General features: G+C 56.1%; 17 protein-coding genes, 1 tRNA gene and 1 pseudogene. 4 read left to right on the top strand and 15 right to left on the bottom strand.

Annotated elements, in window-relative coordinates; genetic code table 11:
- Window positions 1–16: 16 nt before the first annotated feature.
- The 7 genes and pseudogenes from nusB to ACVWNW_RS01650 all read right to left on the bottom strand — a co-directional run.
- A pseudogene (nusB, locus tag ACVWNW_RS01620) lies at window positions 17–493 on the bottom strand (transcription antitermination factor NusB); the annotation flags it as partial.
- A 22-nt stretch (window positions 494–515) separates the two neighbouring features.
- Complete coding sequence (efp, locus tag ACVWNW_RS01625) at window positions 516–1079, bottom strand: elongation factor P (RefSeq protein WP_454482640.1); 564 nt, start codon at window positions 1077–1079, stop codon at window positions 516–518.
- A 236-nt stretch (window positions 1080–1315) separates the two neighbouring features.
- The gene (gene tuf, locus ACVWNW_RS01630) at window positions 1316–2515 is read right to left on the bottom strand and encodes an elongation factor Tu (RefSeq protein ID WP_015022138.1); all 1200 of its coding nucleotides are present in this window, start codon (window positions 2513–2515) and stop codon (window positions 1316–1318) included.
- A gap of 195 nt (window positions 2516–2710) precedes the next feature.
- Window positions 2711–4837, bottom strand: coding sequence for an elongation factor G (fusA, locus tag ACVWNW_RS01635; protein WP_198190989.1), 2127 nt, complete (start codon window positions 4835–4837; stop codon window positions 2711–2713).
- 26 nt (window positions 4838–4863) lie between these two features.
- Entirely contained in the window at window positions 4864–5334 is a 471-nt protein-coding gene (rpsG, locus tag ACVWNW_RS01640; protein WP_015022140.1) for a 30S ribosomal protein S7, read from the bottom strand.
- 3 nt (window positions 5335–5337) lie between these two features.
- On the bottom strand, window positions 5338–5709 hold the full coding sequence (rpsL, locus tag ACVWNW_RS01645) for a 30S ribosomal protein S12 (protein ID WP_015022141.1): 372 nt from the start codon (window positions 5707–5709) through the stop codon (window positions 5338–5340).
- A 475-nt stretch (window positions 5710–6184) separates the two neighbouring features.
- The gene (locus ACVWNW_RS01650) at window positions 6185–6553 is read right to left on the bottom strand and encodes a DUF488 domain-containing protein (protein WP_454483333.1); all 369 of its coding nucleotides are present in this window, start codon (window positions 6551–6553) and stop codon (window positions 6185–6187) included.
- Between the two features lie 112 nt (window positions 6554–6665).
- Here ACVWNW_RS01650 and ACVWNW_RS01655 point away from each other — a divergent pair, with 112 nt between their 5' ends.
- The 4 genes from ACVWNW_RS01655 to ACVWNW_RS01670 all read left to right on the top strand — a co-directional run bounded on the left by ACVWNW_RS01655 (window position 6666) and on the right by ACVWNW_RS01670 (window position 8853).
- Window positions 6666–7643, top strand: coding sequence for a YwiC-like family protein (locus tag ACVWNW_RS01655; RefSeq protein WP_454482643.1), 978 nt, complete (start codon window positions 6666–6668; stop codon window positions 7641–7643).
- Complete coding sequence (locus ACVWNW_RS01660; protein WP_454482645.1) at window positions 7640–8209, top strand: DNA-deoxyinosine glycosylase; 570 nt, start codon at window positions 7640–7642, stop codon at window positions 8207–8209. The genes ACVWNW_RS01655 and ACVWNW_RS01660 overlap by 4 nt, the downstream gene beginning before the upstream one ends.
- Window positions 8199–8657: an ASCH domain-containing protein gene (locus ACVWNW_RS01665; protein ID WP_454482647.1), complete on the top strand. Its 459-nt coding sequence runs from the start codon at window positions 8199–8201 to the stop codon at window positions 8655–8657. Before ACVWNW_RS01660 ends, ACVWNW_RS01665 begins: the two co-directional genes overlap by 11 nt.
- A 120-nt stretch (window positions 8658–8777) precedes the next feature.
- Window positions 8778–8853, top strand: a tRNA-His gene (locus ACVWNW_RS01670).
- 275 nt (window positions 8854–9128) lie between these two features.
- On the opposite strand, the gene ACVWNW_RS01675 is transcribed toward ACVWNW_RS01670, so the two are convergent.
- From ACVWNW_RS01675 to ACVWNW_RS01710, 8 genes are all read right to left on the bottom strand, one after another.
- Window positions 9129–9803 carry an N-acetylmannosamine-6-phosphate 2-epimerase gene (locus ACVWNW_RS01675; RefSeq protein WP_110425515.1) on the bottom strand — a complete coding sequence of 225 codons (675 nt, stop codon included), beginning with the start codon at window positions 9801–9803 and terminating at the stop codon, window positions 9129–9131.
- A complete protein-coding gene (locus ACVWNW_RS01680; protein WP_461196303.1) occupies window positions 9800–10861 on the bottom strand; it encodes an ROK family protein in 1062 nt (353 codons plus the stop codon). The genes ACVWNW_RS01675 and ACVWNW_RS01680 overlap by 4 nt, the downstream gene beginning before the upstream one ends.
- A gap of 41 nt (window positions 10862–10902) precedes the next feature.
- On the bottom strand, window positions 10903–11856 hold the full coding sequence (locus tag ACVWNW_RS01685) for a DUF4434 domain-containing protein (protein WP_454482652.1): 954 nt from the start codon (window positions 11854–11856) through the stop codon (window positions 10903–10905).
- Between the two features lie 79 nt (window positions 11857–11935).
- The gene (locus ACVWNW_RS01690) at window positions 11936–12883 is read right to left on the bottom strand and encodes a carbohydrate ABC transporter permease (RefSeq protein WP_121913841.1); all 948 of its coding nucleotides are present in this window, start codon (window positions 12881–12883) and stop codon (window positions 11936–11938) included.
- Window positions 12864–13871 carry a carbohydrate ABC transporter permease gene (locus tag ACVWNW_RS01695; protein ID WP_211119716.1) on the bottom strand — a complete coding sequence of 336 codons (1008 nt, stop codon included), beginning with the start codon at window positions 13869–13871 and terminating at the stop codon, window positions 12864–12866. Before ACVWNW_RS01695 ends, ACVWNW_RS01690 begins: the two co-directional genes overlap by 20 nt.
- Before the next feature lie 114 nt (window positions 13872–13985).
- Window positions 13986–15287: an ABC transporter substrate-binding protein gene (locus tag ACVWNW_RS01700; protein ID WP_461196304.1), complete on the bottom strand. Its 1302-nt coding sequence runs from the start codon at window positions 15285–15287 to the stop codon at window positions 13986–13988.
- 328 nt (window positions 15288–15615) lie between these two features.
- On the bottom strand, window positions 15616–16431 hold the full coding sequence (locus tag ACVWNW_RS01705) for a GntR family transcriptional regulator (protein ID WP_454482657.1): 816 nt from the start codon (window positions 16429–16431) through the stop codon (window positions 15616–15618).
- A gap of 109 nt (window positions 16432–16540) precedes the next feature.
- On the bottom strand, window positions 16541–18943 hold the full coding sequence (locus ACVWNW_RS01710) for a DUF4855 domain-containing protein (RefSeq protein WP_454482659.1): 2403 nt from the start codon (window positions 18941–18943) through the stop codon (window positions 16541–16543).
- Window positions 18944–19385 lie beyond the last annotated feature (442 nt).

Below are 19385 nucleotides of genomic sequence, written 5' to 3' on the forward strand. Positions count from 1 at the left end.
CCTTGTCGGATTCATCATCCGAAACGTCCGCATCGGCCTCGGCATCAGCCAGGGCAGCGATTCGATCGGCTTGCTCACGACGAGCCTGATGCTCATCCTTCTCCTGCTCCAGGGCGCTGAGAACGCCGTGGATGAAGGAGGGAGCATCGGCATCCGAAAGTGTCTTGGCCAAAGAAAGGGCCTCATCGATGGCCACCTTGTCAGGAACCTCGGGGTTGTAGAGCATCTCCCAGGCGGCGATACGCAGAATGTTGCGGTCAATGGCATGCATCCGGCTCAGCGGCCATCGGGTGGAATGGGTTTGCAGAGCCTCATCGATATCTCGACGATGCTTTGCCACACCCTCGACAATGGTCACCGCATAAGCAGGCAGAGGTGTCTGAGCCCCCGGCCGAACCTTGCGCTCTTCCAGCAGGGAAAGGAAATCCTGGCTCTTCTCATCGGCCTCATACAGGGTATTCAAGGCCCGCTTGCGGGCTGTGGAACGTGCCATGGATGTGTGGTTTCTGCCTGACTCAGTTCTCGCGGCCCAGGTAGGAGCCGTCGCGGGTGTCCACCTTGACCTTCTCACCCTCGCCTACGAAGAGGGGCACCTGAATCTCGGCCCCGGTCTCCACAGTAGCGGGCTTGGTGCCGGCATTGGAGCGGTTGCCCTGCACGCCGGGCTCGGTTGCCGTCACGGTCAGCACCACGGATGCAGGCAGTTCCACGGACAGAGGGTTGCCGTCATGGAAGCTGATGATGCAGTCGGTGCCCTCAAGCAGGAAGCGCTCCTGATCGCCGACCAGGGCCTCGGGGATGTAGACCTGCTCGTAGGTGTTCATGTCCATGAAGACGAAGGAGTCCCCGTCGCGGTAGGAGTACTGCATGGTCCGGTTGTCCACGGTCTCGAAGTCCATCTTCATACCCGCGTTAAAAGTGCGGTCCACAATCTTACCTGTGAGGACGTCCTTGATGGTCGTGCGCACAAAGGCCGGTCCCTTGCCGGGCTTGACGTGCTGGAACTTGATGACGGTCCAAAGCTTGCCGTCCAGGTTGATGACCGATCCGTTCTTGATGTCATTGGAAGTCTGTGCCACCTTGATACCACCTCATTCTGATGAACGTTCCTTCGGAGGGCTCCTGGCCATCTGCCGAAAGCACCGGGCCTTACAGGATCAGGCCCGCTCGCGATAAATCCTCGCCTATTATGCCACGGCGCATGAACACCACAGCTGGTCCGGCGGCGAGGCCTGCCGGAAATGGGCGGGGCCCGGAATCACAGGAAGGATTCCGGGCCCCGTCATTGGATCGTGTCGATAAGCGACAGGCAATCCTACTCGATGATCTTGGTGACTCGACCTGAGCCGACCGTGTGGCCGCCTTCACGAACAGCGAAGGTCAGGCCCTCCTCCATGGCGACGGGCTGAATCAGCTCGACGGAGAAGGTGGCGTGATCGCCGGGCTGAACCATCTCCACGCCCTCAGGCAGGGTGATGACGCCGGTGACGTCGGTGGTCCGGAAGTAGAACTGCGGACGGTAGTTGGAGAAGAACGGCGAGTGGCGTCCACCCTCGTCCTTGGTCAGCACATAGACCTCGCCCTCGAACTTGTGGTGAGGTGTCACGGTGCCGGGAGCAGCCACAACCTGGCCGCGCTCGACGTCCTCACGGCCGATGCCGCGCAGCAGCAGACCGGTGTTGTCACCGGCCTCGGCCTCGTCCATCTGCTTGTGGAAGGTCTCGATGGAGGTGACGGTGGTGGACTGGGTGTCACGCAGGCCGACGATCTCCACGTTGGTGTTCACGGGCAGCTTGCCACGCTCGACACGGCCGGTCACCACGGTGCCGCGGCCGGAGATGGTGAAGACGTCCTCGATGGGCATCAGGAAGGGCTTGTCCAGGTCGTGGACCGGGGTGGGGATGTAGTCGTCGACGGCATCCATGAGGTCCTTGATGGTCTGGACCCACTTGTCGTGGTCAGGGGCATCGTCATGCAGGGCGCCGTAGGCGGAGGTGCGGATGACGGGGCAGTCGCGGTCGAAGCCGTTCTCGTCCAGCAGATCGCGGACTTCCTCCTCGACCAGCTCGATCAGCTCTTCGTCGTCGACCATGTCGCACTTGTTCAGGGCGACCAGGATCTTCGGCACGCCGACCTGGCGGGCCAGCAGCACGTGCTCACGAGTCTGGGCCATGGGGCCATCGGTGGCGGCGACCACCAGGATGGCGCCATCCATCTGAGCAGCGCCGGTGATCATGTTCTTGACGAAGTCGGCGTGCCCGGGGCAGTCCACGTGGGCGTAATGGCGCTTGGCGGTCTGGTACTCGATGTGCGCGATGTTGATGGTGATGCCGCGCTCCTTCTCCTCAGGAGCAGCGTCGATCTGAGCGAAATCGTACTCGGGGTTGACGTCCGGGTACTCCTCATGCAGCACCTTGGAGATGGCCGCGGTCAGGGTGGTCTTGCCGTGATCGACGTGGCCGATGGTGCCAATGTTAACGTGCGGCTTGGTCCGCTCGTACTTTTCCTTTGCCATTGTGTTTTGTCCTCCTGGACGTCTCGTAGGTTGCCTGCGCGAACCACGCACAGAGCACTCGCTACATATTACTGGGTTATCGGGTTCTTTGCCACTTTTGCCCTCCGCCCAGTCAGCGCTACAAGAGTGTAACGCCGACTTGTGACAGAAGAGCCTTTTTGCGGCGGCCCGCCGTGGCGGCGGACCAGACCGGCATTACTCGCCTCGCTGGGCCTTGATGATCTCGTCGCTGACAGTCTTGGGAACCTCAGCGTAGGAGTCCATCTGCATGGTGAACATGGCACGACCCTGGGTCTTGGACCTAAGGTCGCCGATGTAGCCGAACATCTCCGACAGGGGCACCTTGGCATCGATGACCTTGACGCCGGTGGCGTCGGTCATGGACTGGATGGAGCCACGACGGGAGTTGATGTCGCCCATGACGTCGCCCATGTACTCCTCGGGAGTACGGACCTCGACGGCCATGATGGGCTCGAGGATGACGGGCTTGGCCTTGGGAGCGGCCTCCTTGAAGCACATGGAGCCGGCGATCTTGAAGGCCATCTCCGAAGAGTCGACCTCGTGGATCTGGCCATCGGTCAGGGTGGCTTTGACGCCCACGACCGGGAAGCCTGCCAGCACGCCGGACTCCATGGCCTCCTGCACGCCCGCATCGACCGAGGGGATGAACTCCTTGGTGATGTGGCCGCCGGTGACCTTGTTTTCGAAGATGTAGGACTCGCCCTCGGAAGTGTCCAGGGGCTCGAAGTTCATGAGCACCTTGGCGAACTGGCCGGAACCGCCGGTCTGCTTCTTGTGGGTGTACTCCTGGTTCATGACGGGCTTGCGGATGGTCTCGCGGTAAGCCACCTGGGGCTTGCCCACGTTGCATTCCACATGGAACTCGCGGCGCATGCGATCCACCAGGATGTCCAGCTGGAGCTCGCCCATGCCGGAGATCAGGGTCTGGCCGGATTCTTCGTCGGTCTTGACCTGGAAGGTGGGATCCTCCTCGGAGAGCTTCTGCAGGGCGATGCCCATCTTCTCCTGGTCAGCCTTGGTCTTGGGCTCCACGGCCACCTCGATCACAGGATCGGGGAAGGTCATGGATTCCAGCACCAGCGGTGCCTTCTCGTCACACAGGGTGTCACCCGTGGTGACGTTCTTGAGCCCGACGAAGGCGTAGATGTTGCCGGCGATGGCCTCGTCGACCGGATTCTCCTTGTTGGAGTGCATCTGGAAGAGCTTGCCGACGCGCTCCTTCTTGTCCTTGGTGGAGTCCAGGACCGTTTCGCCCTGGGCCACCTTGCCGGAGTAGACGCGCACGTAGATCAGCTTGCCGTAGAAGGGGTGGGTGGCCACCTTGAAGGCCAGGGCCGAGAAGGGCTCGTCCACGGTGGGCTTGCGGTCGATCTCGACGGACTCGTCGCCGATCTTGTAGCCCTTGATGGCCGGCACGTCCTCGGGGCTGGGCAGGTAGTCCACGACCGCGTCCAGCATGGGCTGCACGCCCTTGTCCTTGAAGGCGGATCCGCAGAAGACCGGGAAGGCCGACTGCTCGATGGTCATCTTGCGCACAGCGGTGCGGATCTCCTGCTGGGAGATCTCCTCACCGCCCAGATACTTCTCCAGCAGATCCTCATCCGACTCGGCCACGGCCTCAAGCAGCTCGGTGTGGTACTGCTCAGCCTTGTCCTTAAGGTCGTCGGGGATGTCGATGGTGTCGTACTTGGCGCCCAGGTCGGCCTCGTCCTTCCAGTAGTAGGCCACCATGCGCACCAGGTCGACCACGCCGTGGAAGTCGCTCTCAGCGCCGATGGGCAACTGCATGACCAGCGGCTTGACGCCCAGCTTGTCCTTGATGGTGTCCACCGAGTAGTAGAAGTCGGCGCCCAGCTTGTCCATCTTGTTGATGAAGCAGATGCGGGGCACGCTGTACTTGTCGGCCTGACGCCAGACGGTCTCGGACTGGGGCTCCACGCCCTCCTTGCCGTCGAACACCGCCACAGCGCCATCGAGCACACGCAGGGAGCGCTCCACCTCGGCGGTGAAGTCCACGTGGCCGGGGGTGTCGATGATGTTGATCTGGTAGCGATCCTCAGGATCGTGGGACTGACGGTTCCAGAAGGCCGTGATGGCGGCGGAGGTGATCGTGATGCCACGTTCCTTCTCCTGGTCCATCCAGTCCATGGTGGAGGCGCCGTCGTGAGTCTCGCCAATCTTGTAGTTGACGCCGGTGTAGTAGAGGATACGCTCGGTCGTCGTTGTCTTGCCGGCATCGATGTGGGCCATGATGCCGATGTTGCGGACCTTGGTCAGGTCCGTGAGCACGTCTTGTGCCATAATTCCTTGTTCTCGCTCTCTTGGGATTACCAGCGATAGTGGGCGAACGCCTTGTTGGCCTCGGCCATCTTGTGGGTGTCCTCGCGGCGCTTGACCGCAGCACCCAGGCCGTTGGAGGCATCAAGGATCTCGTTGGCCAGTCGCTCCGACATGGTCTTCTCACGACGGGCGCGGCTGTAATCGGTCAGCCACCGCAACGAGAGCGTATTGGCGCGGTTCGGCTTGACCTCGACGGGGACCTGATAGGTGGCGCCGCCGACACGACGGCTGCGAACCTCCAGGCTGGGACGAATGTTGTCCAGGGCGCGCTTGAGCACGGCCACAGGCTCCTGGTCGGTCTTCTCCTTGACCTGCTCCAGGGCGGTGTAGACGATGTTCTCGGCGATGGACTTCTTGCCGTCCAGCAGGATCTTGTTGATCAGCTGGGCCACCACGGTGGAACCGTAGATGGGATCGGGCAGGAGCTGGTGCTTTTTAGCTGGTCCTTTGCGTGACATGTGTTACTTGGCCTTCTTTGCTCCGTACAGGGAACGGCCCTGCTTGCGATCCTTGACTCCCTGGGTATCCAGCGCACCGCGCACGATGTGGTAGCGCACGCCGGGCAGGTCCTTGACACGTCCGCCGCGCACCAGCACGATGGAGTGCTCCTGCAGGTTGTGGCCCTCGCCGGGGATGTAAGCGGAAACCTCGATGCCGGAGCTCAGACGGACACGGGCAACCTTACGCAGAGCCGAATTCGGCTTCTTGGGGGTGGTGGTGTAGACACGGGTGCACACGCCGCGACGCAGCGGGCTGCCCTTGAGTGCCAAAGTCTTCGACTTGCGAGGCTTGGCCTTGCGCCCTTTGCGGACGAGCTGTTCAATTGTTGGCAACTGACTCTCTCCGATTCCTTCGATGAACTTGTCTTCGTTTGCACTGCGAGACCGCCGCACCGCAGCCGCAGTCGCTCCTAGGAGGAGAGATCAGCCACTGTCCACCGGCCCGATGGCCCCTGATCCTCCTGCAGGGCATTGCTGCCTGCATTCTTCGGATTCGGGGATATCCCGACAAGCTCACCTGTGACATAAGGCGCGCTGCCGGCACACACGATGGAAAGTATATCACCGGGGCAGACATGGCCACGTCTACCACTTGGAAGTATGCTCTAGGCTTCGCCTACTGCGATAGCGCACCGGTTCCGTTAATGGGAAGGCCCTTGCGCATACCTTATATTTCATACCTTATATTTACAGACACCTACAATGCGGTACCCACCTATAACGGATTCCTACATATACACATATAGAGGTATCAGAAATACATATCCCGACCCGTAAATATTAACGCCAGAAACATCAAAGCCAGCGTCTACTTGTCTTCTTTCTCAAGAGCCTGGCGGATGTAGTCGCGCAGGATCAGGGCATGGTTGACAGCTGGATCCTTGGCCGCATAGACCAGTGTCGTCCGATCATGTTCGCGCACGATGCTCAGCAGATCCCCCAAGGCGCGGTTGTCGTCCAGCTCAGTGCGGTAGCGGCGTGCGAAGTCCTCGAAGCGGTCCGGATCATGGTGCCACCAACGCCGCAGGTCCGGACTGGGTGCAACATCCTTGAGCCAGCAGGACAGGGCTGCCCGCTCCTTGCTGATGCCGCGCGGCCAGAGCCTGTCGACCAGAATACGGACCCCATCCTCGTCAGCGGCCTGCTCGTATACGCGCTTGATATCCACCTGACCCATCATCTGCCTCCTGAAAGCAGGGACCCATGTGGTTCTTGTCTTCTTCGACCATGATATTGACCAAATCCGCATTACGGAAGAGGCAGTGACAGCCGTACAGGGGCGTAGGCTGATGAGTATGCTTACAGACGCAGACAGGGGCAAGGCCGCCGTGTCAAACGGCAGCAAACCGGCAAAATCGACCGGTTCAGGGCCCAAGGGACGACAGTGGCGGCGGCTATGGATACCCGACCAGATAGGCGGCTGGGCCATGGCCTTGATGCCGGGCCTGGCTGGGCTGCTGGTTGGAGGCCCGACCTGGAGGAGCCTGCTGCTCATGGTCGCTTGGGCTTTCTGCTACTGCTTTGAGTTCACCGGCTCGCGGTGGATGGTTTCGCACCGAGCTGCCAGGTTCGCGCCACCAGCTTTGGGATACGCCCTGCTTACGGCCGTGACCGGGCTGATTCTGTTGGTCGGCACGCCTGGGCTCCTGCGATGGGCTCCACTCTACCTGGTGTTGGGCGTGTTGAATTTTGCAGCCGCCTGGATGCGCATGGAACGCTCCTGGTGGAACGATACGGTAGTCGTGATCGCGGCCTGCACGCTCTGTCTGATCGCTGTCTCCCTAGGATCACGATTCCAGAAGCCGGAACCGGGTCTGGAAAGCTCCGGTGCCGGCTACTTCGGATGCCAGCCGAATCCTGCTGTGGGCTGCTTCGCCAGCGGATTTTTCCCAAGCGCCGCCCTGCCGTCGCTCGGAGTGGTCAGCGCGGCTGTCTTCGCTGTGACCCAGTTCGGGTCGGTCATCTTCGTTAAAACCATGATCCGCGAGCGCGGCAAGACCTGGTGCTACCTGCTTTCGCTGGCTTGGAACCTGGCCCTCAGTCTGATCGGAGTCGCCATGGTACGCACCGCAGGATGGTGGCCTCTGTTGACGGCCCTGGTTCTACTGGTGCGTGCGGCCCTGCTGCCTGCCATCTCTCATCGGCGCCGCATTCCCATTCTGTATGTGGGCCTGGTTGAATGCGGAACCAGCCTGTTGGTCTTCATTCTGGTGATTGCGCAGGCTGACGTGATGACTGCGTCTCTGACCAGCCTGCTCGGCGCATGACTGCAGTTTCGACCACACATGTCACCCACGGATTCGGGCCTGTCTGGGATGACCGGTCCCGTGTACTGATCCTGGGATCCATTCCCAGCCCAAGTTCGCGCAAGGCCGGCTTCTACTACATGTTTCCGCGCAACCGCTTCTGGCCCGTGCTGGCCGCGCTGTTCGACCAGCCTGTTCCAGAGCCCGATCCGACTGTCCGCGCCCGGTTCGCCCTCGATCACCGCGTAGCACTCTGGGACGTAATCCAAGAGTGCGACATTCACGGTGCCTCCGACGCTTCAATCACCAATGTCGTTTCGACCGACATCGCCGGTCTGTTGGCCCGTGCGCCCATCGGCACCATATTCACTACAGGACGCAAGGCCGGTCAGCTTTACCGTCGCTACTGCCTGCCGAACCTGCAGGAGAAGGGGTATCGGCTGACGATGATCAATCTGCCGTCCACCAGCCCCGCCAATGCCGCTATGAGTCTGGCTGATCTGATCAAGGCCTACCAGCCCATCAGAAAAGCGCTCGACGAAGCAGAACCAAGAAAACCAAGCAATCACATCGATTATGGCAAATAGACAAATACCGACAGTCAAAGCCCAAGATGTTGGGAATCTTCCCAGGGACGAATTCGCCTTCCCGGGTCCAGAACGCGATCGACTAGTGAAAGCAATTCTCGATGGGGGCAAAACTGCTACGACCAGTTTGATGGCAGAGTTCATCCACGATCATGAACCACTCCCCTCCTCCGGCCGACGAACGATTCTGGTGAACTCAGATAACCAGCCAGTTGCCGTCCTTAGATATGCCTCGGTGAGCGTGATCCGACTGGGCGTGGTCACATGGCAGCATGTTCTGAACGAGGGAGAAGGCTATAAAAGTCTTGCGGAGTGGCGTGAGGCTCATGAGTCCTTCTGGACCTCAGAGAATATGCGACAGGCGCTGGATGATCCGGACTTCACCGTCGATGACCAGACTCTGGTGGTGCTGGAAACCTTCCATGTAGATGCCATAGTCGTAAACTAAAGGTCCAAAGACAAAGATGGCCATTACCGCATGGGGCACACCTCACCGGCGTGCCATGTCATGCCATCGTGTATAGTTTCATCTGTTGCATTGATCCGCGATGCGGGTCGGTTCACCATGGTGGCTATAGCTCAGTCGGTAGAGCACCTGATTGTGGTTCAGGAGGTCGCGCGTTCGAGCCGCGTTAGCCACCCCACCTCAAACCCATACTCCCGACTGGGAAGCAGAGGTTTTATCATATATGCGGAATCCGTTTAATAGCCGAATCTTGTGTGCCATTTGTGTGCCAAAGTCGGCAAAAATCTAGCGACCTGCCCTATATCTGCGTCTCCCCGGTTATCCTGGCGCTCACCACGCCAGGCTCCGCCCTCCTCATCAGACGCAAGGAGTTGCAATAATTCGCCAATCGCCGCTCTATTGAGGGCCCGGTTCACCTGCGTTAGTCTGGGCCCTCACCTATTCCAAGCAAGCCTATTCTTGCAAGGCTTGAACGAACCATGAGGTGATCGTCTGCGGGTGAGTGATGGCCGTGCCCACTACTACTGCCCACACACCTAAGCTCTTAACACGCTGAGCCTGCTCTGGCGTATGTACCCTCCCCTCACAGATCACAGGGATATCGCTAATATTGGAGACCATCGCCTCAATAAGCTCATAGTCTGGCCCATCGGTCTTCTGCCGCGCCTCAGTGTACCCAGCAAGCGTAGGAGATACGATATCGAAACCCAGATCCCTCGCCCGTCGAGCATCGTCCAAACAGCCGCAGTCAGCCATCAGCACTGCACCTTCTGAATGCAGTATTCGCACTGTTTCCGCCAGGCTCAACCCATCCGGTCGTGGCCTATCTGTGGCATCGAGAGCCACAATATCGGCTCCCGCAGCCATGCAGCACCTCGCGTGCCGCAACGTGGGCGTGATATATACGCCGGTATCTCCCTCCTTCCACAGACCTATCACGGGCACACTGACCGTTCCTTTGATAGCGGAAATATCCGAAAGTCCCTGACAACGAATACCGCCGGCTCCCCCAGCTTGAGCAGAAAACGCGATTTGGGCCATAGTCTCCGGGTGTCGCATAGCTTCACCTGGATACGCTTGGCAGCTCACAATAAGTTGATGGTGCAATCGTTCTACTACTTTTTTCATGGGATTCTCCTGTCATCGTCAGCGTCAATCCACACGCCGCGTGCCCTGCCGCACATACCGAAGCCTTCCAAAAAGGCTTCTGCCGCTCCTATCAGCGGTGCGTCATCACCGAGATCTCCAAGCACAAGCTGGGTTGAGGCAACCGGTACTATCGCTTGCTCGGCATAACCTTTCCGCACAGCTTCCAGCCAGAGTGTTCCTGCTTGAGCGACCGATCCAGATAACACAATGACAGCCGGGTCGAGCACATTCGCGAGATTGCCTAAAGCACTGCCTAAGTATTGCCCGACTTGTTCAAGGGCTTGGCGAGCCAGAGGGTCACCTTGCCGAGCTCGAGCCGCAATCTGTGCTCCGTCACAAGGATTTTCTGCCGGAGCACCGCCCAGCTGAACATATACGTGTTCAAGACCTGGCCCTGAGGCAAGAGGCTCAATGTGGCCGCGGTGTCCGCAAGAGCACACTATATCAGCAGCTGCCGGGTGACCGATGTGACCCACGTGGCCTCCCGCGGAGTGAGATCCGTGTAGCAATTTGCCATCAATGCTGACACCACCGCCAATACCCGTCCCGATAGCTACAAGCAAAGCCGAGTCATACCCTTGCGCAGCCCCCCATCGCACTTCTCCAAACGTGTGCGCAAGAGCATCACCCAAGACATAGACGCGCAGCCCGCTCAACTGCTCCAGCCGAGACCTCAGCGCCAGGCCTGTCCAGCCTGGCAAAATATCGGTCGCCGACACGATGCGCCCAGAGAAATCCACACAGCCGGGGCTCGCCACAGCTAAACCCACTACTGTTAATGCACCATTAGGCCAGCTATGAGCTCTGTCGCATAAGGTCCGCACCTCCTGGGCTACCCGATTGAGTACATGCTCACCACCCTGCGCGGCTTGCGTAGGTATGGAGTGCTGGGTGTCAGGCAGTATCACAGGTTTCGACTCATTGACTTCGACAAGAGCCGAAGCAATTTTAGTACCTCCAATATCGACCGCAACTACTACTCGATGAAGTTCGTCCATGTCTGCGGTGACTCCTTTGCTCACAACAGCTTGAACCACGCTTGCCTTCCTATCGACTACGTCCAAACCAGCAATAAGACTCACTGATCCAACGCACGGTGCTCACCGTGCAAATACTCCTGGTAACGGTCGAACAAATGTCTTGCCGACGGCCACATGGAGTGAGGCGACAAGAAGTGGGAGAATTCAAACGTAATTGCTTTGTCGACTATTCCCTCTGCCGAAGTCAACTTGTGCACCAGCTTGCGCCACTCAATCGGAGGGAATTTGATAGGCATATCGCGATCGAATGTCTCCACATTCGACCACAGGGAGAGACCGTATTTATCCGTCAGCTCCCGCATGGCGCTCAGTGTCTCAGGCAGCTCAAGCTCGTATACCGTACCGTCCTGGAAAGCGGCTACATCAATAAGGCCCGAGTACGCCTTGAAAATCTCATCCCACTGGGTCACGATTTCCTTGAGCGACCGTGGCGAGGGCGCAGGCAGAGAATATCCTAGGCTCATGTCATACCTGCCCAGCCAATACGGCGACGAGAGAATAGGCAAGTCCTGCGTCTTCCGGCAGAGTTTAGCAAGCGATGTATTGAGCTCAATAATGCGCTGTCCCGAGTCGTAGGTCTCATGAGGTAGATACCAGCCAGCAAACGACTTGTGGGAACCATAGCGCTGCCACACTTCGGGAATATAGTCGCGATTGACCTCTACTTCACCCTTCCAATCGTTGCGATTCCAGTACACTCCAGAGTCGTACAGGCCGAAGTAAAACTTGATGTTGCGCTCGTCGGCCAAGCTTAAAAAGAGCTCGGGCATATCCATATACACCGGTATGGTCTTCACTTGAGCCGAGATAACCTTCGAGGGGTGCGAGAGCCGAGGACCCCAACCCGAGCGGATGAGAATAACCGTGTCGATACCCGCTTCAACATAGGTGTCAAACTCCTGCGTCCACTCTTTGACTCCCCAGTTGTGGCCAGCAATGTCTGCCGTCACCTCATCTAGGAACGTTCCGGTGATACGTAGCGGTTCTGTCATAAGAAACTCCAATATAAATAGAATTATTGATTACTGTGCTTTATTTCGGTAAAAAGATGCGGCAAGTATGATGTCTAAACTATTTGAGACCTCCCAACGAAGCGCCTTCAACAAAGTAGCGCTGGCCAATGAGGAAGATAATAAAGGTCGGAATAGTGAACATTGTGCAGGCCGCCATGAGCGGAGCCCAGTCGGTACCGTGCGAGGAGAAGAACGAATACATACCCATGGAAATGGTGTAGAGGTCTTGATCGCGCAGGTAGATGAGCGGCCCCATAAAGTCGGTCCAAGTGCCCACGAATTGGAAGAGCCCTACCGTAATCAGTGCCGGCTTCGCCATCGGCATGACGATGCGGAAGAGAATCCTAAACTCCCCTGCCCCATCCACACGGGCCGCCTCGATATATTCCATAGGAATGCCGAGGAAGAACTGGCGGAGCATGTAAATATAGAAGGAGGAGCCGAAGAACTGCGGGATAATGAGCGGCCAGAAGGTACCCACTAAGTTGAGCTGATCCCACATAATATAGACCGGTACCAGCGTGACCTGCGAGGGCAGCATCATCGTGGAAAGCACCAGCAGGAGCACTAGATTGCGCCCTCTCCAACGCAACTTCGAGAGCGAATAGGCCACAATCGGGCAGGTGAGCAACGTCGCGCCCACATTGAAAGCCACCAAAATAAGCGTATTACCGAAGTACTTCAGCAAGGGAGCCTGAGCGAAGGCAGCGCCATAGTTAGAGAAATCGAGCGTCTTGGGGAAGACCGACGCCCCTACTTCACGGGCTGGGGTCAACGAAGTCGCTACCATGACCACCAGTGGAATACCGAAGAGCAGAAGCACACCGACGATCCCCACCAAACTGAGGAACCGTGTGCGGTAGGAGCGCAGGCTCCGACTGTTCCAATCCTTGTGGTGCACGCCGGGCAGCTCTACCCGTTGTTTGCTGGTCTTGCTCGAGGGCGTTGAGCGGAACAACACTGTCCGAGGAACAGCCATACTTGATTTAGTGTGCAGCATCTTCATCTACACCTTTCGACAGTCGGAGAATAACGGCGGTGAGAATCAAAGCAATAATGAAGAGGATCCACGCCAGCGCCGAAGCATACCCCATCTTGAAGTAGGAGAACGCGTTCTGATACAGGTAGACCGCGTACGTGAGCCAGGTTTCATCTGGCCCTCCGGTAGACATGTTGAAACCACCCGAACCCAGTAAATATGGGATAGTGAAGTTCTGCAGACCTCCCAGCAAGCCCGCAATCAGCTGAAAGACCGTGACGGGTGCTATAGCCGGTAGCGTGACGTAACGAAAACGACGCAGTACGCCGCAGCCATCTAACGCCGCGGCCTCCATCAGCTCACGAGGCACATCACGCAGGGCAGCCAGATAAATCACCGTGGTGCCACCTACGGTCCACAAGGAGATCAAAATAACAGCGGGTCGTGTCCAAGCCGGATCAAGCAGCCAGTTGGGTGCCGGTATGCCTAGTTTGGTCAACACCACATTGATCAGGCCATACTTGCCATTGAACATCCAGCGCCACAGGTAGGCCACTACGGCGGAGGGAATGATGGCGGGGATGTACGAGAGAGCACGGGCGAGTCCTCGGGCCGGTGCCTCCTTCAGGTTCAGTATCAGGGCCACACCCAGTGCAAATGCAAGGCCCAGGGGCACGCCGATGAACGTCAGGTAAGCCGTGTTTTCCAGGGACTTATAAAAACGAGGATCGGCAAAAACCGATTGGTAGTTGTGCATACCCACCCATTTGGGCGCCGTCATGATATTGAAATCGGTAAACGAATAGTACAACGACGCAATCATCGGTCCGATAGTAAACAGCACTAAACCGATGAGGAAAGGCATAGCGAAGCCCAAACCGTAGCGCCTCTCATTCTTGCTGCTCCCTTTTGGTTTGCCGGCCTTGCCTTGTCTGCCTCGCCGGGTAATCGCACTGGAGTTGCGCTGCGCCTGAGTGTTGTGGGCTGCACCCGCTGAAATCTGTGCGTCTGACACGAATATCACACCTCCTCGTGTGAGACTCCGCAGGCTGCAAGACCACTGTTCAGACAGCCTGCGGAGTCGATCTAGAGCAAAATAGTTGATGGGACCATTCCACCCGTCTGTATCCTATTGCTTGTAGGCTTTGGCCTTTTCCGCCACCGACTGCATAGCCTGCTCTGGGCTCGCCTGTCCAGCCTGAATCTGTGTAAAGGCCGCAGAGAGATCCTGCCCATATTGAGTGCTGAACTTAGTGGAATAACTCGGCACGGCTAACTTTGACTTAGCAGCCGCCAGGAACACGTCGAAGTTCGGCAGATCAGAATATGTTGTGTCGCTGAGTAACGAAGTACGTCCAGGCAAGTTAGCCAACGTATGTGTAAACTCAAGCATCGGCTTTTTGCCTAGGAAATACTTCATGAACTCCCAAGCTTCCTTGGGGTGAGCGGAGTTCTTCGGGATGAACAAGTTGGACAGGTCCAAACGTGTAGTGCCCTTGAGCTCTGGCTTATCTGCAGGATATGGCAGAGCTGCGGCCCCCCAGTTGAGCTTCGGTGCCAGGCGACGGATGAACGCCGACTGCCAGTTGCCATCAATCAGAGTCGCAATTTGCCCGGTGTAGAAGGGGTATTGAGCCGTGCCGTACTCACCGAAACCTGACTGGAAGTCTTGCAGGTTTTTAGCACCGAACTTCTTGATTACATGCTCAACCCACCAGTTCAACGCCTCTATATTGCGTGGGTTGGTTGGTGAAGCCTTGCCGTCCTCGGTGTACCAACTGCCCCCATAGGCCTGGACGAGCAGCTGCAGGTCCACCGAAGAGTTGGTGCCCAACCGCTCGACCTTGTCTCCGTTGAGCTTACTAACTGTGTCGATGACTTTAGCAAAATCGTCGAACGTCTCGGGAGGGTTGGTAATGCCAGCCTCTTTGAGCTCGTCCTTGTTGTACAGCAACTGATAGATATTCGCTGCCACGGGTAGAGCGTAGAGCTTGGAATCAAAGGAATTATTTTTGATTGCGGCTGGAAGGAAGTCGGAGGTATCATACTTGTCAGCTTTAATATAGTCGTCCAGCCCCAAGAGCACGCCGCTGTTTGCCCAATCGACAATCTGCGAATTGCCTGTGTTGGAAATATCAAACTGAGGGTTTTTGCCCTGCATCGATAGCACCTGTGCCTGCTGATCTGCGGACGAGGTTCCTTTGACTGAGATCTTGCTCTGAGAAGAGTTGAAATCCTTGATGATCTTCTCAACGGCTTTCGCTTCGTCGCCCGTCCACAGGTACGAGAATCGTACGGTGACTTTCCCCTCCTTATCTGTGCTGGTCGTGTTGGTAGGCCCAAAGCCAGCGCATCCTGCTAGGGAGGCACTCGCCAGGGTAGCCACAGCGGCCACTGCTAGCTTCCTTGCTATACGGTGTACGTGTTTCATTGGTATATACCTTTCTTCGCTTTTTCAACATCATCGTTGGAGTCAACGTGTATCGTTTACTGACATTGCCGCCTTCGACCAGACGGAAGATTCATCAATCCTCTCTGACTACTACTTTGGCACCCTTGCCGGTTATACCTTATAAAAGACCGGTCAGACGGCCTGAAAGCACAGAAACCTTAACCCTGCGATACACAGCGCAAGCACCACACTTTCAACCAACTGACTTTCCGTAACCATCAGTTTTTATGCTAGAGGGCTCGTCTATGGAATGCAATATTGGTATCTACCAATTATTTGTCTGCAACCATTGCGCTACGGAATCGCTTCAGTCTCGCTTGACCGCATAATGAAGCATGTATTTATCTCCCCGATAGAGAGATGTGGTCGTCTCGATGCGTCTTCCCTTGGCATCAAAGGTTACGCGGACGATTTTCAAAGCCGGTGAATAGGGCGCTACTTGCAACAGCTTAACGTCACCTGGCTCAAGCACCACAGGAGAAACTACCTGATCTGCCCATACCGGCAGCAGTCCATATTTGTGTTGCAACACATCATAAAAGGAACCAGTGATATTCTGCTTCTCAATATCCGGTACATATTCAAGCGGGACGGTCACCTCTTCCAGGCACATGGGCTCGCCATCAGCCAAGCGCAGGCGTCGTAAGATGTACACGTCAGCCCCAGGCGAGACTTTGAGACGCCAAGAAGCCTCCCGATCTGCCTGCGCCCGCTCATGCAAAAGCACCCGGGAGGATGGAACCATGCCCCTCGCTCGAATGTCTTCAGAAAACGAAGTGAGCTTTAGCGACTTTACAATTCCTGGCTCGACAGTATATGTACCGCCGCCTTGCACCTTGTATAAAACGTTGTCTGCTTCGAGTTTTCCTATGGCCTTGCGAATCGTAACGCGACTAGCCTTGAACTCTTCGGCCAACTTGCGCTCAGGTGGAATCACCGAGTTTGAAGGGCGGCCCGCTATATATTTGCGATAAATAGCATCGCGTATCTTCATATATTTGGGCCGTGTATCTTCCTGGTCACGCCTGTCTTCATCATCGCTGAACGTTTGGTCATCCATAGGCCGATCAGAACCATACAAACCGCTCTTGCCCAAAAACAGCTCCTCAGCAGTTACCTGCATCTGTTCGCCCTCTTTCCTAGAACGGCGCCACACCGCCCACAGCCATGCGAAACAGTTTGGCGCTTATAACGCAGTTATAAAGGGATTGAGCTTTACAAGCATGAGACACTTATTCCACCTTAACTTCAGAGATCATCGTCCAAGCCCAGCCAGCCCCGTCACCTGGTAATAGAATCCGCAGAGCAGTAACTTGATGGTAGCGCAAATCGGCAATGTCAAGACGGAATCCACCAGAACCGAATGACGTTTGTTCCCGGCGCCCCTGCACGTCCACCCACTGATCCGCAATTTTTACCTGAGCCGTGAACCTAGTGGGTGCCACAATCCCGTAGGACCCAGCATTGAGAGTATAGACAGAAATGGTATTAACATCTATCGGTTCAGCGGTATCAAATCGAAGTGCAACAGCTTCGTTTGCCGGCCAACCCGAGATCTCTTTCCAAGCAAAGTCACCGGTGTATCTTCCGTCCGTAAGACGCAGCCCATCGTCCGAATAATTGTCTAAATCACCTGGACCTCGTGCTAACCGGTAGCTAAAATCGATGGGATTGCCGGCGCTATCAAGAACTTGCAGTTCAGAGAGCATAGCCCAAGAATTCGTAGAGAACCCGATATTGATATAACGTGCCTCGACTGGGGTACCAGTTGCTTCGATATATCCATCTTGGTTTGTACATGTAATCTCGGTAGCTGTTAAACAAGAGATGCCAGGTACTGTTGGCGAAGATTCTCCTCCGACTGGCGCATGCTTTGCGATAACATGCGGAGTCGAAAAAGGCCAGCTCGCCAATAATGGAGACGTGCCCGTACCGCTATCCATCAGCGTAGGAGTATTTGAGAAAGTAGCTACAGGATTTAGCGGCCAATTGACAGCTGCATCACTTCCACCCTGTGTATAGACTTTTACGGCTCCTACCCGATGTACACTACCTAAATCGATATTGATTACTGCTTTTCCGGGATTAGAGTTCCAGCCCACATTCCGCCCAGAAGACCAGCCTGCAGTCGATATTTCGCCATCGTGAAGCATATGAGAAGTCTTATCTGGATACGATGCAGGCTTAGGCTTACCTGATTCCACCACCGTATACGCGTTGGCTAGCCCGTTCTGAGTTACAGGATCAAGCGAACGATCGCCTACTATTCTCACAATCGGAGGCTTACTCACCGGGGAGCGCTGGGCCGTAGTCAGTATTAGCCTGATCGTCTGCTTGCCGGGGTTGACTCGGGTATTATCAAAACTCACAACCACACCTTGGATGTCGTCTGCCAAGCTGTCACCCCTTGGCCTTGTGGCCCATGCCAGCTGTTTCCATCCACCGTTGGCAGTCTGAACTTGGAGCTGTACCTCGCCCTGCCAATACTGCTGGTGTTCAGCAAAGTCAATGCGTATGCTATCGAACTTTTTCAGATCCACTTCGCGCGCAACGTACATTCGTTGATTGTCGCTCTGCCCGACTGATCGTTTCGCTTCCACAGCTTTGATGTCTACATCTGGAGAAGGGATGCGCTTGCCAGAGACGTAGTCAGCCAATGCATCATAGACTGAACGCTGCGATGGATTGCTGCTGGTCGTGATGCCACAAGTGCCAAAGCCCTCTCCCAAAAAAGCAGCAGATACTCCATCCTGGTAACCGTAGGTAGAACCGCTTGCTAGATACTGCATAGCCATAACTTGTTCAGTCGCTAACCGGCTGCACCCGCGGAATTCAAGTTCAACCCCTAAACCGTATTTTTGAGTAGCCACTGCTGTTTCTTGCAACCTCGATGCGTTGACTTCACCACCATCCAGCGGTGATCGGAAGGCATAGGAGGGCTGCATGATAGCAACGTCGAAACCATACTCTTTCCAAGACTGCCAGCCCAATCCTTTGTAATAGGGGATAAACAAATATTTAAGACCGCTGTTATGGACTCCTTGCGCATCGCTGGCAATTATGTGCTGCTCATAAGGAGGAACATCTTCACGCATCCTGTATAAGCCCCACAGAGCAAGATGTGCATAGCGCTTTTGGCTAAATCGTTGACTCACTGTATTGGCAAACCACTGGGCCACAGCCTGCCGATCTTGGGCACTCGACAAATCGCGGTCAGAGCCGTTTACTTGGCCGAAAGAGTTGACGCTGGGATTCATCCACGGCATCATAACTATAATCGAGCGTCGAGATTGCTGTGGAGCTCCAGCATTTTGTGCAGCCAAGTCTGCTTGTTCGGCAGCTTTTTCGAAGGTATCAATAGGGCCGCCCGTGCTAAACCACTGGTTGATAAGCGTCTGCCAATCCGACAATGTTGTTGCACCGTAATCAGTTTGTTTCCCATTGATCGTAAAACGCAATAGAACTGCCGCATCGAACATGGACGCTCTGGGAATGAGCTTACCTGTGTTATCAAGACGATTAAATAAAGGCAGGACTGCTCGCTCGTCCAACTGGTCATCAGCATATACCAGCGCCGCATGATGAAAGCCAACCGCCTCTGGCTTGGGGTACCCTGTCGATTGCTCGCTGGACATGCTTTGAGCCCTAGCGGGAGATATCGCAACAAGTAGACAGAAAGCAACGGATATAAGGGCCACAGTGGAAAAAACAAATGATCGATAAGCTTTTCCAGACATAGTTACTCCTCAATGACGGTTTCGCGCTGTCTTTGTTACTCGCAGCAGGGACATCATAGTTTCTACTGCTCGCTTGGTGGTGTAACGACATTTGCACCGAAAGAGCAATATTCCTTATACAAGTCAACACTCAAAGCATATACTGCACAGAAAACAGAGCTCAATATTGGTCTATACCAATATTGAGCTCTTCTCATTAACTTATCTATTACAAAGCAATATATAGCACTCGTCTATGCTGCCAACACACGGCAGCAGAACTACTGTTGAGATCGGCGACGTTGGAATTTACTCGCCCAATGGTTGGGGGGGGGGGGTCACACTTCGGTAGGAATCGAAC

Source organism: Bifidobacterium sp. JNUCC 75 (genome assembly GCF_054819865.1).

Bases quoted from the DNA above. Each gene is read 5' to 3' on its own strand.
- tuf (WP_015022138.1), bottom strand. From the start codon at position 2,515: ATGGCAAAGGAAAAGTACGAGCGGACCAAGCCGCACGTTAACATTGGC.
- fusA (WP_198190989.1), bottom strand. From the start codon at position 4,837: ATGGCACAAGACGTGCTCACGGACCTGACCAAGGTCCGCAACATCGGC.
- rpsG (WP_015022140.1), bottom strand. From the start codon at position 5,334: ATGTCACGCAAAGGACCAGCTAAAAAGCACCAGCTCCTGCCCGATCCC.
- ACVWNW_RS01650 (WP_454483333.1), bottom strand. From the start codon at position 6,553: ATGGGTCAGGTGGATATCAAGCGCGTATACGAGCAGGCCGCTGACGAG.
- ACVWNW_RS01655 (WP_454482643.1), top strand. From the start codon at position 6,666: ATGAGTATGCTTACAGACGCAGACAGGGGCAAGGCCGCCGTGTCAAAC.
- ACVWNW_RS01660 (WP_454482645.1), top strand. From the start codon at position 7,640: ATGACTGCAGTTTCGACCACACATGTCACCCACGGATTCGGGCCTGTC.
- ACVWNW_RS01665 (WP_454482647.1), top strand. From the start codon at position 8,199: ATGGCAAATAGACAAATACCGACAGTCAAAGCCCAAGATGTTGGGAAT.
- ACVWNW_RS01675 (WP_110425515.1), bottom strand. From the start codon at position 9,803: ATGAAAAAAGTAGTAGAACGATTGCACCATCAACTTATTGTGAGCTGC.
- ACVWNW_RS01685 (WP_454482652.1), bottom strand. From the start codon at position 11,856: ATGACAGAACCGCTACGTATCACCGGAACGTTCCTAGATGAGGTGACG.
- ACVWNW_RS01690 (WP_121913841.1), bottom strand. From the start codon at position 12,883: ATGAAGATGCTGCACACTAAATCAAGTATGGCTGTTCCTCGGACAGTG.
- ACVWNW_RS01700 (WP_461196304.1), bottom strand. From the start codon at position 15,287: ATGAAACACGTACACCGTATAGCAAGGAAGCTAGCAGTGGCCGCTGTG.
- ACVWNW_RS01705 (WP_454482657.1), bottom strand. From the start codon at position 16,431: ATGCAGGTAACTGCTGAGGAGCTGTTTTTGGGCAAGAGCGGTTTGTAT.
- ACVWNW_RS01710 (WP_454482659.1), bottom strand. From the start codon at position 18,943: ATGTCCAGCGAGCAATCGACAGGGTACCCCAAGCCAGAGGCGGTTGGC.